This window comes from Methanosarcina sp. 1.H.T.1A.1 (assembly GCF_000979295.1).
Lineage (GTDB): Archaea > Halobacteriota > Methanosarcinia > Methanosarcinales > Methanosarcinaceae > Methanosarcina.
Window position 1 is genome coordinate 49,283 of record NZ_JJQY01000085.1, and the last position, 20,135, is coordinate 69,417.

At 43.6% G+C, this 20,135-nt stretch carries 16 protein-coding genes; 10 read left to right on the plus strand and 6 right to left on the minus strand.

Going from position 1 to position 20,135, the window contains the following annotated elements; all coding sequences use genetic code 11:
- Positions 1-86: 86 nt before the first annotated feature.
- The 10 genes from EO95_RS08380 (at position 87) to EO95_RS08425 (ending at position 12,103) form a co-directional block, all read left to right on the plus strand.
- Positions 87-1,385, plus strand: a complete 1,299-nt coding sequence (locus EO95_RS08380; protein WP_235282926.1) for a COG1361 S-layer family protein — start codon at positions 87-89, stop codon at positions 1,383-1,385.
- Positions 1,386-1,441: 56 nt separating this feature from the next.
- On the plus strand, positions 1,442-2,647 hold the full coding sequence (locus tag EO95_RS08385; RefSeq protein ID WP_048133780.1) for an ABC transporter permease: 1,206 nt from the start codon (positions 1,442-1,444) through the stop codon (positions 2,645-2,647).
- A gap of 15 nt (positions 2,648-2,662) precedes the next feature.
- The gene (locus EO95_RS08390; protein ID WP_082105982.1) at positions 2,663-3,412 is read left to right on the plus strand and encodes an ABC transporter ATP-binding protein; all 750 of its coding nucleotides are present in this window, start codon (positions 2,663-2,665) and stop codon (positions 3,410-3,412) included.
- A gap of 97 nt (positions 3,413-3,509) precedes the next feature.
- The gene (locus tag EO95_RS08395; protein WP_048133782.1) at positions 3,510-3,938 is read left to right on the plus strand and encodes an ester cyclase; all 429 of its coding nucleotides are present in this window, start codon (positions 3,510-3,512) and stop codon (positions 3,936-3,938) included.
- A gap of 17 nt (positions 3,939-3,955) precedes the next feature.
- Positions 3,956-4,186 carry a hypothetical protein gene (locus tag EO95_RS08400; RefSeq protein WP_048133784.1) on the plus strand — a complete coding sequence of 77 codons (231 nt, stop codon included), beginning with the start codon at positions 3,956-3,958 and terminating at the stop codon, positions 4,184-4,186.
- Between the two features lie 622 nt (positions 4,187-4,808).
- Complete coding sequence (locus EO95_RS08405) at positions 4,809-5,564, plus strand: hypothetical protein (protein WP_235282927.1); 756 nt, start codon at positions 4,809-4,811, stop codon at positions 5,562-5,564.
- A 141-nt stretch (positions 5,565-5,705) separates the two neighbouring features.
- Positions 5,706-6,707: a MoxR family ATPase gene (locus tag EO95_RS08410; protein WP_048133789.1), complete on the plus strand. Its 1,002-nt coding sequence runs from the start codon at positions 5,706-5,708 to the stop codon at positions 6,705-6,707.
- A 40-nt stretch (positions 6,708-6,747) separates the two neighbouring features.
- Positions 6,748-7,629 carry a DUF58 domain-containing protein gene (locus tag EO95_RS08415; RefSeq protein ID WP_048133791.1) on the plus strand — a complete coding sequence of 294 codons (882 nt, stop codon included), beginning with the start codon at positions 6,748-6,750 and terminating at the stop codon, positions 7,627-7,629.
- 8 nt (positions 7,630-7,637) lie between these two features.
- Complete coding sequence (locus EO95_RS08420) at positions 7,638-9,524, plus strand: VWA domain-containing protein (RefSeq protein WP_048133793.1); 1,887 nt, start codon at positions 7,638-7,640, stop codon at positions 9,522-9,524.
- Positions 9,521-12,103, plus strand: a complete 2,583-nt coding sequence (locus EO95_RS08425; protein WP_048133794.1) for a vWA domain-containing protein — start codon at positions 9,521-9,523, stop codon at positions 12,101-12,103. The genes EO95_RS08420 and EO95_RS08425 overlap by 4 nt, the downstream gene beginning before the upstream one ends.
- 809 nt (positions 12,104-12,912) lie before the next feature.
- Here EO95_RS08425 and EO95_RS08430 read toward each other — a convergent pair.
- The 6 genes from EO95_RS08430 to EO95_RS08455 form a co-directional block, all read right to left on the minus strand.
- Positions 12,913-13,329: a hypothetical protein gene (locus EO95_RS08430; RefSeq protein WP_048133796.1), complete on the minus strand. Its 417-nt coding sequence runs from the start codon at positions 13,327-13,329 to the stop codon at positions 12,913-12,915.
- Between the two features lie 1,173 nt (positions 13,330-14,502).
- Positions 14,503-14,700: a CxxC-x17-CxxC domain-containing protein gene (locus EO95_RS08435; RefSeq protein ID WP_048133798.1), complete on the minus strand. Its 198-nt coding sequence runs from the start codon at positions 14,698-14,700 to the stop codon at positions 14,503-14,505.
- A 205-nt stretch (positions 14,701-14,905) separates the two neighbouring features.
- The gene (locus EO95_RS08440; protein WP_048133800.1) at positions 14,906-16,114 is read right to left on the minus strand and encodes an AI-2E family transporter; all 1,209 of its coding nucleotides are present in this window, start codon (positions 16,112-16,114) and stop codon (positions 14,906-14,908) included.
- A 230-nt stretch (positions 16,115-16,344) separates the two neighbouring features.
- Complete coding sequence (locus EO95_RS08445; RefSeq protein ID WP_048133801.1) at positions 16,345-16,530, minus strand: hypothetical protein; 186 nt, start codon at positions 16,528-16,530, stop codon at positions 16,345-16,347.
- Between the two features lie 137 nt (positions 16,531-16,667).
- On the minus strand, positions 16,668-16,985 hold the full coding sequence (locus EO95_RS08450; protein WP_235282928.1) for a hypothetical protein: 318 nt from the start codon (positions 16,983-16,985) through the stop codon (positions 16,668-16,670).
- Positions 16,986-17,053: 68 nt separating this feature from the next.
- Positions 17,054-19,972 carry a HEAT repeat domain-containing protein gene (locus EO95_RS08455; RefSeq protein ID WP_048133805.1) on the minus strand — a complete coding sequence of 973 codons (2,919 nt, stop codon included), beginning with the start codon at positions 19,970-19,972 and terminating at the stop codon, positions 17,054-17,056.
- Positions 19,973-20,135 lie beyond the last annotated feature (163 nt).

The window sequence follows — 20,135 nt, forward strand, 5'->3', positions numbered from 1 at the left end:
AAGGTTGCAAATAAAGTGTAACGGTTATAAGCCCTTCCTGCGGATTATTACATAAAATTCACCTGTCCAGAAAAGGATCGTTACCCATGAAATCCACCCATCAAGAAACAAATTCCAGGGCTGTGAAGAAGAGATGTATTAAAACAGCTGTAGCCCCTGCAGCCGCCTTCCATTTTATCGCGGCCATATTGATAATTACCGCCCTCCTGACTCCCACAGCTTCTGCGGCCGTGGTCTCCGGAAATACCCATCTTGAGGTGTATGTATCGGAAATAACCCCTAACCCCGCCAGGCCCGGAGAAGACCTGCTCATAAAAATCAACATCGAAAATACCGGAAACGACCCCGCTGAAAAAGTGAAAATCGGAATTGAGGAACTGGACCCCTTTATTTTTAAGTACAGCACCTCAGAGGTTTACGGTTCCGGGACTAACACCGAGCGCATTTTTCAAATTGAACAGATAAGGCAGCGCGCAAAAGTCGAGCTTAACTTCCACTTCAGGGTAGATGAAAGGGCAACGTCGGGAGTCCGCCAGCTTGAGTTCACCATAGTAGATGGGGACGGGGTGAGCTTTTCGAAAAGGATTCCGATCAGGGTGGAAGGAAACCCTGATATTGTACTCATGGGGACTGTAATCACTCCGGCAAACGGAGGGAATGCTTCTGTTGACGCCCTGATCCCGGGACAGGCATTTTACCTCCGGACTACGGTTAAGAATGCAGGGAACGGAAATGCAAAAAACGTCCGGGTGATCCTCGACTTAAATGGCTCTTCTCCCATTATCTCCCTCGAAGACAATGTCCGTTTCTTTGAAGCCCTGAAAGCCGGAAGTTCTGAGAACCTGTCTTTCAAACTCCTTTTAGGCAGCAACGCAGAGGTGCAGCCCTACAAAATCCCCCTCAGGATAACAGCTTCAAACGAAGCCGAGGATTTCCAGATCAACAAGGCCCAGGAAATAGGGGTCAACGTGCTGAACCAGGCGAAAATTAACATTGCGAGCCTGAAATTTGATCCCCAAATGCCGGTGAAGGGACAGAAGGTTTCCATGATCCTCAAGCTTGAAAACGTTGGGGAAGGGGAAGCCCGCTTCGTGAAAGCCAGTCTTGATGGGCTTGAAGGCTCGGGAAGCACAGAAGCTTTCCTGGGACGCCTGAAAAAGGACGATGACGCCCCGGCAGTCTTTACTTTCATTCCGGAAAAAGCAGGAGACCAGGAAGTGACTCTGCTTGTGGAATACGAAGATGACTTTGGAAAACACCAGCTCAGTGAGGACCTGACCTTCAGTGTGGGCAGACAGGAGGGGAGCATTATCCCCATTGTGCTGGGAGCAGCCCTTATTCTTGCAGCCGCAGTCTTCTACATGAAAAAGAAAGGCAAGCTCTGAAGGTCATATATAAAAATAAATCCAGAAGCAAAATAACCCAAGTAGGACGCCTGATTATGCTTGAAAAAGCGAAAGTCTCCTTCTTCCTTGCCGGCCGCTCTATAAGAAGGGGCAATAAGGGGATCACGATCTTTACGATCTTCGTGCTGACCCTGATCTTTGTACAGCTTGTGCTCTTTTCGAGCATGTTAGCAGGAGTCACAGTCCAGTTCAACAAACTGCTGGTGGACTTTCAGACCGGAAACGTAGTCATAGAGCCAAAGGAAGAGGAAAGGTATATTGAAGCTGCTTCAGCCCTCCAGAAGAAAATAGAGAGCCTACCTGAAGTCACCGGCACTTCCGCCCGCCTGAAAGCCTCCGGCGCCTTCCGCTACAAGGAAAAAGAGATGGGCGCCACGGTATACGGGGTGGACCCGACGGACGAAAGTTTTGTTACGGGGCTTGAGAGCACCATGTTAAGCGGGGAGTTTTTAAGCAAACCCGACAGGGGGGAGATTATCCTGGGCAGAGAAATCTCGGGCGGCTTTGGGGCTCTGATGGACTCCCGTTCCCTGGGCGGCGTGGAAGTCGGAGACACCGTAGAAGTCACAATTCAGGGCAGAACAAAGGAGTTCCGGGTCAAGGGGATCTACAGCACCCTCTATTTCATGATCGATTCGGCCGCCTACATCAGCAGGGCCGATATGGAAGAGATGCTCGGCGTACAGGATAGGGACCTTGCTCAGGAAATAGCCGTCAGGACCACCGAAGGCACGGACGAAGTCGGGACCCGGGAAAAGCTAATCTCTCTCGGGGTCAGGGAAAATGTCCGTACCTGGAGGGAATTTGCAGGCCTCCTGAGTTTGATCGAAGGCACGCTTGGCATGGTAAGGAACATCATGAATGCAATCGGATTGCTGATTGCTTTTGTGATCATCTTCGTGGTCATTTACGTAAACATAGTAAACAAAAAACGTCAGATCGGCGTCCAGAAAGCCATAGGGATAGAACAAAACGTGATCATAGCTTCCTTCGTCCTTCAGGCCATGCTCTACGCAGGTGCAGGTGTGATCCTCGGTTACATCCTTATGCACTACGGAATCGTCCCCTACACCGTCGCCAACCCCGTGCAGGTTCCTGTTGGTGCCATCAGCCTGGAACTGGACGACCTGGAAGCCGTAAATCGCGCTGTCCTCCTCTTCATGGCTTCTGTGATAGGCTCCGTGATCCCCGCATACAAACTGGCAAACAAAGGCCTCCTGGAATTGATCTGGGAGAAATAAGGAGGAACTGAAAAAATGGAAACCCAGAGCGAAGAAAGAATCGAAATCGGAAGGGAAACTGAACCCGGAGCCGGGCTTTCCGGAACAAAATTCGATGCCATTGTAGAAGGCATCAACATCTTCCGCACCTTCAAAATGGGGGAGGTGGAAGTCCGGGCTCTCAGGGGAGTAACCGTCAGCATCCGCCGCGGAGAATTTGTTGCCATCATGGGGCCGAGCGGTTCGGGGAAGACTACGCTCTTAAACCAGCTCGGAATCCTGGACACTCCCACCTCCGGCAAGGTCATCGTTGACAGCATCGATACCTCTACCCTTTCTGACAGGGAAAAAGGTAAATTCCGCCTCTACAACCTGGGTTACGTCTTTCAGGACTATGCCCTCCTGCCCGAACTTACCGCCTCTGAAAACGTTTACATCTCCCTAATGATGCAGGGAAAAAGTAAAGCAGAATACGAATCCGCAGCCGCCGAAATCCTGACGGCCGTAGGCCTCGGCGATCGCCTTTCCCAGCTCCCCTCCAAAATGAGCGGCGGCCAGCAGCAGCGCGTGTCAATCGCCAGAGCGCTTGCTCATTCCCCAAGAGTCCTTTTTGCAGACGAACCCTGCGCCAACCTGGACTCTCAGACCTCAAAGGAAGTTCTGGACCTTTTCAAGAAATTTAACACAGAATTGGGGCAAACGATCGTAATGGTCACACATGAAGACTGGCACGCTGCATATACTGACAGGGTGATCAGGTTAAAGGACGGGATGTTAGAGCAATAAATAGTGTATAGTGTACAATCAGTATTTTTTGGAATTATCATTAGATATTGAAACTGAGTCGATATTACCCTTGTATTTAAAAAAGTGAGGAAAAAAAATGTTTACAGAAGAAAACAAAGCAATAGTTAGCCGATTCTTTGAAGAAGGACCATCTAAGGGAAATTTGAGTGCTGCTGATGAGTTACTGTCAGCTAATTTCGTTATGCATGCACCTCTTCCTGCATCTCCGGGAATCGAAGGGATGAATGAAACAATTACCACGTGCAGGGCAGCCTTCGAGCATCTCAATGTTACAATTGAAGACATGGTTGCCGAGGGTGATAAAGTAGTTGCTCGCTTTACAGCTCACGGAATACATAAAGGCAATTTCATGGGTTTACCGGCTACCAGCAAACCGATAACCATGACTGGCATAGAGATCTTTCGCATTAAGGACGGTAAGATTACTGAGCTATGGGCTGAGGCTAACCTTTTAGGTCTGATGCAGCAGTTAGGAATCTTTCCTATGCCTGGAGACCAGAGTTAAATGCCATTACCTCTGCGATGCTGACTGCCGTTGGGGTTGAAGCATTTTCTCTCCAAAATGAAAGGGGGCCAGCAACAGCTGGTTTCAAAAAAAGAGAAAAAAGCCAGAAAGTAAGAGAAAATTGGGAGCCGTTGAGAGACAAACAAGTAAAAACAACCAAACAAGTAAAAACAACCAAACAAGTAAAAACAACCAAACAAGTAAAAGCAACCAGAAAACCTGAAAGGGTGCAAACAAAACATAATTAAATTATACCTGAAAAATACTTTTTTCCGCATCTATTTTTTCTTCTTTCTGCCTCTTTTTCAGACTTTTTCTTTCTGCCTCTTTTTCAGACTTTTTCTTTCTGCTTCTTTTTTTTCGACGGGCCGCCAGACAAGCTGACGGGGGTACTTTAATATCTGAATTTAAAAGCGGTTTACAGGGTCAAGGGAAGTATTTCTCAGACTTTACGGCGCAGAAATCATATCTCATTTCCTGAGTAAGTGTCATATCTTATTTCCTGAATATGTTATACAAAAAACAGCATGAAAAATATGCTTCTCATAGAATTATATAGTTTTTCAATTCTACAGGATATAACATGAGATTAAAAGGGGATTTACTGGCGCGTTACCTGGAATATTTAACATTGTATTAGCCGGGTAGTTGTCGCTTTATTACTGGATAATTTGCCTAACTAAAAATTAAAATATTAGAAAAGTTTTTTTAGTAACATCCTCAATATAATTACTAGAAATTACAACTGTGGTCTGAGATTGTATGCTTGTAGTACCTCTTCTGAATAAATATAAAAAATACCTGATATGGTCCTATCGTACCCTCGGGTTTTTACAAATAGCCGGAAAATATTCCTTTTTGTTTTTATTGATGATTCTATTTAACCTGTATGAACTGGCTTATTATGTTCCCGGAGTGGATAAACTGAGTAAGTTCCAGATATATCTGGGCACTTACTGGTTTAACCTCGGGTTAATGGCTACAGGGGCACTGGTGCTGATTTTCCTTGCCGGTTTAATTTCCAGGTTATTTAACAGGAGAAGTAAGTTTAATCTGATAAATCTCCTCGAAACCAGCTTTCCGGAACTAAAAACAAGGCTGAGTACAGCATATGATAACAGTCAGAACATCAACATAGTTACAAAGAAACTGCTTGAGGACGTGCACAGCCAACTTACCGGCATCAAAATAAAAAAAATAGTTCCAAAAAACCAGATTTTCAGGTCGTTTTTAATATTTCTGCTGGCTGCAGGAGCTGTCACTTTCTGCATACATGAGGGCTTCAGTTTTGATATATCTCCCAGCCAGCTAATCGATGATCTACGGGATAATATGTCTAACCTGAATGCCAGAGCTGCTTATGAAGAAAATGAGCCAGTTGTCCCGGATTCCAGGTACAATATAAAAGCTGTAATCATAAAAAATGGAGATCAGGTTGAAATGAAAATCAATCCGAGCCTGGGACTCGGGTTCACAAGCCAGATAGATACGGAAACTGATAAATATTTCAACGAGAGCGCGGACAGCTTTAACGAGGAATTCAAGCAGAGTCAAACCTATTCGGAAAATCTGCCAGAAGAATATGAGCCTTTGATTAAACAATATTTTGAAGCACTTTCATCCTGAATCTTTCCCCTTTATGAATCATTCCCTATAACGAAGTTATAGAAAAAGAAGGTCGGATAAAGCAAAAAGCCCTTAAAGCAGCAGAAGTGCCCGAATTTGCAGCAAATGCCTGATTTATGTAAAAAATAACGGAGTTTCAATATGAGAGAGTTACAGGAAATCCAGCTTGAAGATTCAGAACTTAACTTAAAACCTACATATGAAAAAGCCCCCCAGATTTTCGAGGTTATCTTTAAGGAAATTGGCAATGCTATCGTCGGCCAGAAAGAAATGGTCCGGCAGATCCTCATAACCATGCTGTGTGAAGGGCATGTCCTCGTTGAAAGCAATCCCGGGCTCGGCAAGACACTTACTATATCCACTATTTCCCAGATCATGAGTATGAAGTTTAGCAGGATACAGTGTACACCTGACCTTATGCCCGCAGATATCACAGGGACTGACATTATCGAAGAAGACGAGAGAGGTTCAAAACACTTCAAGTTCAAGCAGGGTCCTGTCTTTGCAAACATCGTGCTTGCGGATGAAATCAACCGTGCCTCCCCAAAAACCCAATCTGCCCTGCTTGAAGCCATGCAGGAAAAGCAGGTTACAGTGGCAAGTACGACATATCAACTGGACAGGCCTTTCTTTATCCTTGCGACACAGAACCCTATCGAAATGGAAGGAACTTATACACTTCCCGAAGCCCAGCTTGACAGGTTTTTAATGAAAATCCGCCTCGGTTACCCGGATTCAGAAGAAGAGTTTGAGATTGTAAACCGTTATGCTGAGGCTTTCAGGCCAGCTGTAAGGAGGTGCATGGATAAAAATACGTTTATCGAACTGCAGCAGATAACCCGCAGAATCCCTATCTCAAACAAGCTCAAAAAGTATGCAATCGATATCGTAAACCAGACTAGAAACATGCCTGAAATGATAGAATCAGGCGCATCCCCGCGTGCTTCAATTGCATTGATCCTCTGTGCAAAGGCAAACGCGTTTCTCGACGGCAGGGGGTATGTTGATAAAGAGGACATTGACTCCATGGCCCTTCCGGTCCTCCGGCACAGGATAATTCTATCTTTTGATGCTGCAAGGAACAACATCACCAGCGATAAAATCATACAAAAAATCCTGGAGAGCAGAAAAACAATTCTCTGATCCGGCCAGCGGAAAAAAATGGCTGAGGCAATGATCATACATGGCTGGCGTAAAACACACAATCGATACATCATTCCTGACTCAACTCGACAGGTATGCGATCCCTCTTAGCAGGAGGGTTTCAGCAATTCACACGGGCAGTCATCAGTCAACCAGAGCAGGGGCAGGGCTTGACCTTATAGACCACAGAAAATACAATCCGGGAGATTCATTAAAAAAAATCGACTGGAACCTCTATGCACGTACGGAAAAACTCTACATCCGCAGGTTCGAAGAAGACAAAAATCTTAACATGGTCATATTGCTTGATGCCAGCAGCAGCATGCTCTTTCCTGACAGCACGCCGAACAAGTTCGAATATGCGTCAACAATAGCCGCAGGAGTTTCTTACATCGTAATGAAACATAATGACGTGTACACCATTTCAACGTTTGCAGATGATGTGGATTACACAAAGGCACACAAAGGAAGGGATGATTTCCTGCGGACAATAGATTCCCTGACCCGGATTCCTGTCAATGGAAACACAAAACTTGCAGACTGCGCCGACTCCATATACCCGAGAATAAAAACGAAATCAATGGTGCTTATAATCTCAGACTTCCTGGACAGCATAGATTCGGTCCGTAATGCAGTTAACAAACTGTCCAGACATGAGCTTGTGCTTGTACACATTTATGACGAGACCGAAATGAACCTGCCTGAAACCGTGGACGGAGCAGTAAAATTCATTGACAGCGAGACGAACGAAGAAATCAGTTTTACGGTGGGCCCTAACTTTAAAAAAGAATATGCTGCCGAATACTCAAAGCATATGGCTGAACTGGAGAAAATTGCTTACGATTTTAAAATCCCTTATTTCCGGGTCAGCGTAATAAACCAGCCGTTTGATACTGTTCTTAGAATTATAGGTGAAGGGTGATCCTGCCTATGGACTTTGAATTTTCCCAGGGCCTGGCTGCACTTGCAGGCATAATTCCCCTTATAATAGTATACCTGCTTAAGCCTCGCCCTAAAAACGTTATTCTTCCCTCCCTTATGTTCGTTCGGAGGATAAGCCAGAATGTGCTTGATTCCAGGCGCACTATCAGTAAAAAAATAACAGACCCTCTTTTCTTCATACAGCTGCTGGCTCTTATTCTTCTCTCGACAGCAATTGCAGGTCCCCTCTTAGAAGAGGTTAAAACAGATTCTGAAAAGGTAGTACTTATAATAGACTCGTCTGCAAGCATGAACGCACCTGATAGGGCTGATGGCGCCAGGACAATAGCAATAGATAGCCTGGGCGAAGAAAATACAATTATCACCGCAGAAAGTATTCCTGTGGTGCTTGCAAAAGCGCTGGACGCAGACGATGCAAAAGGCGTGATTGACAGCCTGGAGATGAGAAACACTCCCGGAGATATCCCCAAAGCGATTTTGACCATTATAAACGAGAAAGAAAACGAGAACGGAAAAATCGTAGTCATATCCGATTTTGAAAACTGGGCTGGAAGGGCGCCTGAAACATACATCCGGATTGCAAACACGAGAAACATGGAGCTTGAGTTCAGGCAGGTAGGCAATAAAACTGCCAATTATGCCATTGTGGATGGCTATTTGAAAGATAGAAACGACGGGACGTATGAATATACCTGCACTGTCAAAAACTTTAACGATATCAGTGCAGATCTTGACATTCAACTGGAGAGTCAGGCTGAATCCTCCTCCGGCACAAAGGTGAGTAGCCCGGTACAGCTTGCAGGGTTCGGAGCGCAGCAAATAAAATTTTCAAACATCCCTCAGGGCACATCAACTGTGGAAATCCTCAATGAAGACGCAATACCCTGCGACAACATTGCTTACATTTCAATTCCTGAAGTCAAACCCAAAAAAATCCTGGCCTTAACAGACCCTGAGGAGGCTGCAGGGAAGTCTCCCCTGATAACGGCGATATCCCTGCTGCCTGACATTCATGTTGATGTGCGGCAGGACCTTCCTGAGGATGTTACGGAATACGATACCATAATTGTAAACTCCAAACACAAATCTCTCTCGACCCTCGACGTCCTGGAAATCGTGGCTTATGCAAAAAGCGGAAAAGACCTGATAGTCATAGGAAACGAGTGCCTGTACGATTCATTACAGATGCGCGGGCTTTATTCTATCCTGCCGGTAGACATAATTTCAGTAGAAGACGAAGGCAGCCATACCATCGAGTCCGTGGGGAGCGGAAAAAATATTTTTGAAGACGTTACGTTCAGCGAGGTATACCTGCGCAGGTTCCTGGTCACTACCCCGAAAGAAGGGGCTTCAGTCCTTGCAGAGGTAAAGGGAACAGGGCCTCTGGTTAGTATGCGGAATATAAAAAACGGGACCGTGACCTATGTAGGATTCAGTGATGCTACCGGAAAAGATGCATGGAACAATTTTGCCACTACCCCGACCTACCCTGTGTTCTGGGTAAAACTGCTCAGGTACATGTGGGGTGTCGGAGACATCAGTGAAACAAACGTGAACACGGGCCGTTACCAGGCATTTGACCAGAATATCCTGATAAAAACTCCGACAGAAACCCTCAGCAGTAGTTTCGTTTATTATGACGAATGCGGACTGTACAGCCTGAACCAGAAGACCGTTGCTGCTAACCTCTACGATGCCATGGAATCGAATACCTTTACGGAAAAAAGACTGAACCTTACAGGTGAAAATGGAGAAATCCGGAAGCTGGAACTCCGTACAAAGTCCCCTGACAAACTCCGAAAGTACCTTATTTACGCCTTACTGCTGCTTATCATAATTGAAAACGCAGTTATGTTCAGGAGGAGGATCATATGACCTTCAATCCTTATAGTTTTGATTTTTTACACAGCAGCGAATTGCTGCTCCTGGTTCCTCTGGCACTCCTTGTGCTTTTAGGGCGCTGGAAAAAGGTCGATAAAAAACATATGTTCTTCCATGCCCTTGTGGTCTTCCTCCTGATCCTGGCTCTTGCTGCTCCCTATTCTGCAGAAATGAGCTCTCCAAAAACCAACCAGACCAGGATAACTATAATTTCCGATGAAAGCACCAGCATGGAACTGCTGCAGAAAGGAGTCTCCGAGGAAATTTCAGAAAAACTCGGGACCAGAGTTCCTGTTACAGTCACAACGGTTTCAGGGATACATACCTCTCTTGGCGATGCTATTATTCAGCAGGCTTCCCCGGAAAACTATGTGCTTGTGGTCTCGGACGGGCAGAGCAATTCAGGAACCCCGGTTGAGGAAGCCCTTTCTTATTGTTACAAAAATAATTTTCCTGTAGCAGCCCTTATCCCCCGGACTGAAAAAGAGGATCTCAGCGTGGAGATAGAAGGAGATAATGAGGCTGTAATCGATAATGAAGCGTTTTATAAAGTTAATATTCGAAAGGCAACTGACGAAAAAATGAGCTACCAGATAAGGATTACCGTCGACCATCAAAAAGTAATGGAGAGGGAAATCACCCAGACAGGGAGAATAGAAAGTATAGAGTTCAACCACACTTTTGAGACGCTTGGGCCTCATACTGTAAAGGCAACTCTGCACCCGGCAAGCATAAGTGTTAAAAACCTAGATTATTTTGAGAACAATAACCAGTATATGAAAAGTGTATATGTAACCCCCAAGCCCAAGGTCTTACTTGTTACGAATGAGCCCGACTCTCCTCTTGCAAACACGATGAAGGAGATCTACGACGTAAGAGTAGCCGGATCATTCAGCTCTCTTAACGGCACGGACGCCGTTATAATTGACAACCAGGCTGCATCAACTATCTCGGACGCAGAAGCCAGAGCCCTCAGGAATTATGTAACTAACGGAGGCGGCATGGTAGTGGTTGGAGGAGTCTCTTCTTTTGATTACCCTGCAGAAAAAACATATCAGAACACCGGGTTTGAGGAACTCCTTCCTGTCACCTCAGAGCCTTCGAACTGGAGGGGAGGCAGAAACATTGTTCTGATGCTTGATGTTTCGCCCAGTACCCTGCAGAAAAACGGTGTTGGAGGAAGGGTGCTTGACGATATTCTCTCAAATGCCATAGTCCTTCTCGAAAGCGACCTCCTTAAAGATGCAAGAGTCGACGTGATCACCTTCGGAAGCGTGGGGCAGGACATTACAGACGGGTTTATAGATATGTCAAAAGAGTCAAACAGGCTCTGGCTTGATGCTGAAATCCGTAAAATAACGCCGTCAACAGCGCAGGTCACGTCCCTTGAGCGGGGACTTTTAACTGCAAATAATCTACTTAAAGCACAGAACAATAGTGCCGACGCTGAAATTATAATCGTGTCTGACGGCGGAATAGGTAACGTAGCTGAAGGGGATTTAAGGTTTGAGAGAGCAATCCAGTGTGCGGAAAACCTTCACGAAAGCAGTGGCATTAACATCCATTTTGTCCATATATACACTCCGAAAATTGACGAGCTCAAGGTTACCTCTAAAGGTCAGTATTATGCCGAGCTTTTCATGAATAAAATAGGTCTGTCCAAAAACTACCACAGGATAGAGCCTGGAAAGAGGGTAAAAATAAGCTTCTCCGATAATCCCGAAGAGTCCGAAGACAGGGATGACGAATATTCAAGCGGATCAATCATAGTTTATGATCCGAAGCATTTCATTACCCGGAACATTTCCGACATAAACCAGGATATTTTTGGGTACAATGAGGTTACCCCGAAACCTGAAGCAAACCGCCTGGTTATAACAAGGCTTGGCAAACCGATAATAACAGTCTGGAGGCTGGGGCTCGGGCGTGTTGCTGCGATTACAACCGACAATGGGAACGGAAACGGAATTCCCTGGGCGACGTCTCTGTACTCGGGAAATGACAGCCTGATAATTACAAGGACCCTGAACTGGGCAGTTGCAGATCCCGAAATGTCCGAAGAGATCCAGCTAAAGATACCTGACCTTAAAATGAACCAGCCGGGCAGAATCCTGATAACAACTGGAAAAGAAGGTGCTCCTGAGCTTTATTTTGACAAAAAGCCAATGGAAATCACCTCCATCGGGAACAACATGTACGAATCATACGTTACAGCCGACACCTTCGGGCTCCATAAAATTTCCGAAACCCCTGTTGATGCAAACCTGACCGAGGAATTAATGTCTGAAGCTTCGGGGACTAAAAACGTATCCTGGAGACCTGCTGCCGTAAACCGCCCGGACGAATATACCTATGTCGGCGAAAATACTCTTTTCAGGACAGCTATACTTGAAAACGGAGGGAAAATCTACACTAAAGGAGACGTCTACTCAAGTATATTGGAGGACGCTTCAACCGGCACAAAGAAAAAAATCCTGACAAAAGTCTTTTATACGAAATATTTCCTTGCCCTCGCTTTCCTGATATACCTGCTGTATACCCTGCACCACACATATAATACACGGATGAAATGATACACGGATGAAATGACAGTATCCGGAATAGGTTAATTGATATATATAACCCGAAGACAGCCTGCAAATCCAGGAAGTATGATACACCATGGAAGTATGAGATACCTATGAATACAGCCAAAGAATACGATAAGCTCAGAGATGTGATTTATCCAAAGTAAGAGACCCTGTGTATGTAGAGGCATCAGGTCAGATATGTAACCTTATTAGTTCAATGATATATTATTAAACTAATTAACTAAAATGAATATGATGAGCTACATAATGTATCAATAATGTAACATTTCATGTTAAAAATATTATATATGAGAACTGCATAGTATAATTTGCGTTCTCATCTAACAACCCCACTAGCAAACAAACACCTACTCCACAATAAAGAGACGAAATAAACCTCTCAACCCACAAATCAAATACCTCAAAACTCTTCCCAAACAAATAAATATCTTAGTACCCTTAGGAACTTTCAGATATTTTCAGGTGGGGACGCAATCTTTTCTTCAAAAAAGAAACTGATTTTTAAGATTTTTTCCTATTCCTTTTCAGCAAGGAATTCAATGAGTTCAATTCGTACAATGAGTCCGGTGAATTCTATTTAATAAAACTCAATGCACACTCCTGTTTCTGTTTTACCTGTTTCTCGAGTGCATAATTTTTGTTTTATTCAGGGAGCCTGAACAGCTGTTTTTAGAAATCCGTCTAATCTTATCCAGTTGAACCCTGTTGAAGGTGATAAAAGATTTTGAATATGACTTTTTTGAATATAATTGATTGAATTCTACCCGTTTTATAGACAAAAGTTGTGGCGGTTAGTGAGAAGTAGCATTGAATGGGGCGGATAAAGTTATCAGGTTGAAAGAGGGAAAAGTAGAACAGCAAAGAAAAGCGAAACCTGGCTGCAGTATTTCCGTATTGCAGTCATAATAGATCAAAAGAAGATAAGAGGGGCAGATCCAGAGGGTTCCAGCACCCGGGTTCCAGGGAATAATATACTCTCTGTTGTTATAATAACCTAGGCACTCCTTTTCAGAATCATATTTTTTAACAGAATCGTCTGATGTTTGTATCTTGTTATCATCTCCGTAATTTTCAAGGCCCAATAGAAGAGGGTCTTCTGTGAGATAAGGTCCTGCAGGATACGTCAGTACACCTTCCTTTATTATGGTACCTGCTGGCCTGGCATCAGCTGCATTTGCTGTGATCAGTACCCCAATAATCAGAATCAAAATGAAATTAAATTTTTTTATGCCTCTTCCTCCTCAGGTTTCGGAACGATATTAAAAATAAAAGAATCATTTGACATCAATATATTAAAGAAGAATTGGACCAAGTACTATATAGTGTTTTTTAAAAAATCAAATAAATATATTTCTACTGATGCCCCGATTGAGTGGGAGGCCGCACACGGTTTGTCTACCGATATAATATTATATCTGTGATGAAAAGTTATGTCAATAAACTATCAGATATAATGGTTAACTAATATTATTTGTTGAAAATATTATATACAGTGAGTGCCTAGTATAGTTTGCGTTCTCATCTCTCTACGCCAAATTAGCAAACACCTATTCCAAACATACTTCAACATCCACTCCGAAAAACTACCCCATAAATAAAGAGATAATACCAAAACTCACAGCCTATGAGTCAAGTACCTCAAACCTCTTCCCAAAACAAAAGCATCTCTTATAAGTATTCGGAACTTCCAGAATTCAGGTGGGAACGCAATCTTTTCTTCAAATAATAAAATGATTATTCCGGACTTTGTGATAATACCCTCCAGCTTTGTATAGATATTATGAGGGATAAAGAAGCGTATCAGTGTGACTAAACCTGCTTTTGAGACAATGCTTTTTGAGACACTGCTTTTTTGAGACAATGTTTTTTTTGAGACACTGCTTTTTTGAGACAATGTTTTTTTGAGACACTGCTTAATATATAAAAAAATGGGGCATGATTTAAGTATAGTATACTTATTCAGGACCAACTATAAATTTTTAGACTTTGTGACAAAGAGCTTTATTTAAACACCTGTTTGAAAATTTAAAAACAGTGTCCCTGAAAAGTTTGACGTTAACATATCTACTGGAAGCCTTCATCCGCCTTCAAAAACTCGTCGTACATTAATTGCCTGGCAAACTTTTCGTACGAACTCTAAAGCGATAATGGATAACCTTTGAAGGCTCAGGCCATTCCTACACAAGACCTCTTGCCCCAAATTTCACTGGCGTTCATCAAACACAATAAAGTAGAAGTCTACCGGACAAAACGATTATTAATGCCCATAATCCCAAAGCGCAATTCGAGTGAATCGCAATTCGGGTGCAACACATATACAAAAAAAGGAAAGTAATAAATTGTAAATGAAGTGTTATGTAACTCAGTTACACGGATAACACTTAATAGCGGTTCTCTCTGGGAGCCCTGTGGTTAGGAAGGCAATCCCTGCAGTAGACCGGTCTTTCTGGGTCAGGTTTGAAAGGCACTTCAGTTTCAACGCCGCAATCAGAACAAACTGCAGTGTGCATTTCCCTGGGACCGCTGTTTCCGCGGAAACCTCCGGAATTTCCTCTGAAATTTCTGTCATTAAAAGCCATTTTCGTTTCACCTCCGCTTATAGCGGATAGTCAATAGTTTAAAAATAAGATTGTATAGAGCTCTTTGATTAAAAACAAAAATGAGTTTTTAATAACAGATTATACGTATCTTTATTTTTAACGTACCTACGAGACAGATATATTATATAAATATATCTGTAAAGCATGCAACTATATGAAAATTTATCTATTTCATAAGTTAGATTCATACCGTTTTTTCTCTATCATTCCAGGGGTTAATTTCCGGACTGAAAATGTGATCACTGGAAATCTCAACTGATTTTTCAACTGATTTTTCAACCGGGAATTCAACTGCTTTTTTTATCGTTCTTTCAACCGAATTTTCAATTGAGCTTGCAGTTGAACTTCCTGTCTGGACAGGGGTAATTCCAAGTATTTTCTTTGTTCTGAAGGCTGCAAGCAAAAACCCGTATGTGAGTGGACCTATAATGATTCCGATCGGGCCAAGAACGAAGACCGGCGCTGCAAAGGCTATAAGAGTAATTGCCGGATGGATTGCAGCCCGGTTTCTGGCAAGCCTTGGTCTTATTAAGAAATCAGGGATAAGGCTCAGGAAGACGATTCCCAGGAAAACCAGGGCTCCTGCTGTAAAAAAGTCCTGTATGAGGACATAGTAAAGGGCAAGGAGGCCGTAGACCGTGCCTGCTCCGACAACTGGCAGGAGAGCCATTATGAAGGTTATAATTCCCCAGATAAGAGGATAAGGGACTCCAAGTACCCAGTAAAGGATTCCCCCGATTACACCGGTCACGAGACAGGTCAGGAAGTAGACTATGAAAAGGCTCTGGTAAATGTAATTGAGCTCCCCGAGGAATATAACTCCCACTTTCCTGTCCGGAAAGAGATTCGGGAGTTCGGCTGCGATAGTTTCGCTTTCTACGAGAAGGTAATAGGTCAGGACAACAATTACTATCAGCTCTACAATCAGGATCGAAAGGCTGGTTGAGATCTGGAATATATTATTCTGGATTTCGGGGACATAATCCATGACCAGGGAGTTAAAGTATGCACCGATGCTTTCAGTCAGTTTTCCGGGATGAGTCTGGATAAAAGGCTCAAAAAGCCCGACTATCCTCCTGAGATCCATATTTGCAAACCCGTTAAGGGTATTTGGAATTTCTAAAATTTTTGAAATCTCATTCATTAAAGCCTTCACTATCATAACACTGGAGGATATTGTAAGAAGAAAGATTGCGCCAAGCGGGATCAGGGCGCAAGTCTGCTTGCGCTTTATGAATCTGAGGCAAAAAAAGTACACAGGATGAATAACGTAAGCAAAAAGAGCACTGAGAACAATAACATAAAAAAAAGCTGATGTTATATATAAGGCATATAAAGAAACCAGTGTGATTATAACTGCATAGATAGCCTTAACAGGGTCATAATTTTTCATATAATTAAATACTGGGAAAGTAGATAAATAACTTACTATCAATATAAATAAACTTCTCTCTTTGAAAGCATTAAATTTGTTTTCTTGAAAGCATTAAAGTATTAATGTTTGAGAGGATCAAATATGTTTGAGAGGATCAAATTCGTTTAATAAATTAGTAGGAAAAAAGTATTATTAAAATAAAAAATAAAAAAATAAAAAATATTTAAAGAGTGTTTGAGAATATTTGGTTACAGAGATATGGTTTCTGCCTTCTTCCGTTTGAAAATTGCAGTTACTGTTCCTTCATCATCAATATCTTCCTTAATTAGAATCAGTTCCCAGCCCTCATTTCCCATTTTTTCAAGGTCGCTCATCAGTTGTGGCATATGCACACCATGAATCCTGCGAGAATCATACTCCCATAGATGTATCATTCAATACCCCTCCTAACGATTAAGAGAAACTTTGTGATGTAAATTATTGCAATAAAACTATAAATAACCCGAACAAAAGAAAAAAAATAATTGGGTTTCTGTATCAAATACAGATATGTCTGAGCCCCTTTTTCATATCAATATTTTTCACATTTATTTTTAGCTATTTTTCCCGAATCAGATAGTCTCGGAACTGAAGACCTGAAAAGTATTCCATCCTCGTATTTTATCCTGCGGATTCTCTCACACGCCATGAAATCTAAAACCAGTTCAATATCTTCAGGGTATCCGGTATTGGGATATAATGGAGTCAGAGGCTGGGAGTTTTGCCCTGAGACATAGAACATATTTTCCCCGAAATAAGCGATGTAGTCCAGCTGATACTTTTCAAATACGAGGCGAATGAATTTTTTTGATAGAGGAGACTTTGCAAATTCAAAGTCCTCGTCTGTCATTTCAATACCTGCTTCGTACATAATAACGAGATTGGCAAGATTGGATATAAATTACAGGTAAAGGGCCCTTATTTGCCTGAACCTTTTGGCATCCTGACTCCGGGGATCAGGCCTATGAATCTGCCAACGCGCCTGTAGCGTTCCAGCATGTCCTGTTCCTGCCTGATATCTTCAAGTTTTTCAAAAATGTACAGGTTTTCAGGAACATTGGGGATCTGGGCTCTGAGAAAATTGAGCAGAGAATCAAGTTGCCTGTCCAGTTCTTTTTTGTCTTTTTCAAGGTCCTGAAAAATCCACTCCCTGACCTTCTGGCTTACAGTGCACACGATTTTTTCCGTGGGAGTACCCTTTGCCTTCAGGCAGGCTGTCCTTGCTCTGTACCGGATTCCGGAAAGTGTCTCTTTTAACTTCTGTTCCAGAACTACCTTTCCAATCCTGGGATACTCTTTTTTCACAGTTTTCTGTGCAAGAATAACGTCTTCTTCCATGGCCTCCAGAAGGCCTGAAACCCTATCATAAGCTGCAACACAGGTTTCAAGCAGTTTTTTCTGAGCAGGCAGATCTCCGGGAGTCAGAGTTCCTGCTGCTCTAAGAAGCCCTGTGAACTCTCCCAGAATTTCCAGAAGCCTCTGATTTTCTTCCAGATCCCTGATCTCATGGGCTAGCTTTGAGAGGTATCTCTCACTTCCGAGCCTTGCAGCCCTCTCCGGACTGTCGCTGAAAAGTATTTGCAGGAAAGTCTCGTAAAATGGAGAGTAGAACTCAGGGATGGCGGTGTCAACAGAAGTTCCAAATGCTTCTTTAAAGTATTTGACAGCTTCCTTAAGTCCGAAAAGATAAGTGGCCTCATTTTCCGCCCTGAGTGCCCTCCAGAGGGAAGCTCTTCCAAGGGAGCGGAGTGCGTACCTGCGGACATAGATATAAGGGTTATCGATCAGAACCTGCAGGTCTCTCCATGCCCGTGTTTTATCAGGCACATAGAAAAAGGCAGGGCCAAGAGCTCGTGTTGCAGCCCGCTGCACAAAACTGTCGCTATGAGTTGAAAGCCTGATAAGGTCACTCCAGGCTTTTCCTTTGTCCTGAATATCTGTATATCCGGATGCAAGAGCAAGTACCGCCCCTTTCCTGACTTCCCTATCCTCAACGGATGTAAGCCTCAACAGATCGTTCCATGCCCTCTGTTTATTATCGGAATATGCAAATGCAACGGCAAGAAGCTCTGCCGCTCTTTTCCGGAGCTGGGCATCCTGGCTTTCAGTGAGTTTGACAAGGTCATAAAAAACTCCGGATTTTTCCTCAACCGCTGGGAATACGTGGGAAAGCAGTCCTGCAGTGCCCTTTCTGACGCCTGTGTCTCCATCCCCTGACATTTTAAGAAGTTCACTCCAGAGATCCTGCGTCTTGCCTTCCTTTCGAGAATAAATAGTGAGTAGAGACTCGATTGCACCTCTCCGCATCTGCGGGTCCGGGTCCTGTATCAGGCTTAGCAGCTCTCCTATGACTTCTTTCTTATCCGGCAGGTGAGGGTATTCTCTGGCAAAGGACTCAGCTGCGTCTTTTCGTACATCGCTGTCCCTGTCACCAGTCAGCTTCAGGAGGTCAAAAGCAGGTTTTCTATTTTCTGTTTCTGATGCCAGCTCGTAAAAACCTGCAGGTTTACTTTTCTCTTCTCCCTCCCACTTTCCTCCCATTTTTACCCACTTTTCTCTCTTTTCTCTCCATTCTTCTTTCTCTTTATTTTTTCCTGTTTCCGTTTCCACTTCATTTATCTCATACCCATTACAGAATTGAGGGCAGACAGAAGCAAGAGTATTTACGACTCTCCTGAGCACATAACTATCCTTCTTTTCAGCCAGATGCACAAGGTCCGAATATGCCTGATTTTTGTCGGACACGTGTGGAAAAACCTTACTGAGAGTATCAGCTGCGGTTCTCCGGACATATTCGTCCTCATCCCCTGTGAGTTCAATAAGTTTCTTCCAGACGAGATCTTTGTCGTCCAGACCCGGGAATACAGCTGAAAGCGCATCTGCAGCAGTATCCCTTATGTACCCGTCCCTTGCCCTGGTGAGCCTCAGGAAATCAGCCCATACCCTGGTTCTGTCGGGCATATCAGGGAATATAGCCACAAGGGCATCTGCTGCCTGCTTTCTTACAGGTCCGCTCTCATTTTCCGTAAGCCTGAAAATGTCACACCATACCCTTTTTTTCTCAGGTACAGAAGAAAAGACAGAAGGCAGAGCAAGCAGAATTTCCTTTTGCACTGCCTGATCTACGGATTTTCCTGCCAGTTCCAGCATCTCTTCCCAGGCCTCATCTTTCTTTTCATCAGGCAAAGATGGAAAAACCTCCCCAATAGACCTTGCAGCCAACTCCCTGACATTTGAATCTCCGGATTCGCCTGCCAGTTTCAGTAATTCTTCCCAGGCGTCATTTTTCCTTCCACCCGGCATTTCATGAAAAACAATATTTAAAATAGAAGCCGCTTTTTCCCGCACATAAGAGTCATCTGAAAAAGTCATCTCAAGCAGGTCTTCCCAGGCCTGCCCCTTATTCGGGATCTCACGGGCCACGTCAGGAAGCAAGCGGACGATTCCCCTGCTAACGTCTTCCATACTTGATTTTGAATTTACCAGCTCAGCCAGATCTTTCCATGCCCGGTCTTTATCAGGCATAAGTGGAAAAACAGTAATCAGAGCATTTACTGCCCTTCTCATTACCATCTCTGACGGATAAGCCGTAAGGTTTACAAACCTCTCCCAGACAAGCTCCCTATCAGGTACATTAGGAAAAACCGTCTGAAGGGAATTGACAGCCTCTTCCCTGACCGCACTGTCCCTGTCAGAGCAAAGCCTTAAAAGGTCTTCAAATGCCTGCTTCCGCTCAGGAAAAACCTCAAAAAGGGCTCCCAGCTGTCTTGCAGTCTTTATCCTCTCATCCGAAACCTGACTAAAAGTCTTATCATGTATACCGGGCTGGTCACTCAAGAATTTCCACCAACTGCTGCTTTAATCCCTTCCGATTTGCTATGTTTGAGTTTAGCAGGTTTATTTCATATAAAAATAAAGGACTATATATGATATTTTGACATTTATATCTAATAAATATATCCTCGTGAGGTATGTATATATCTGTCTCTTATACACATCT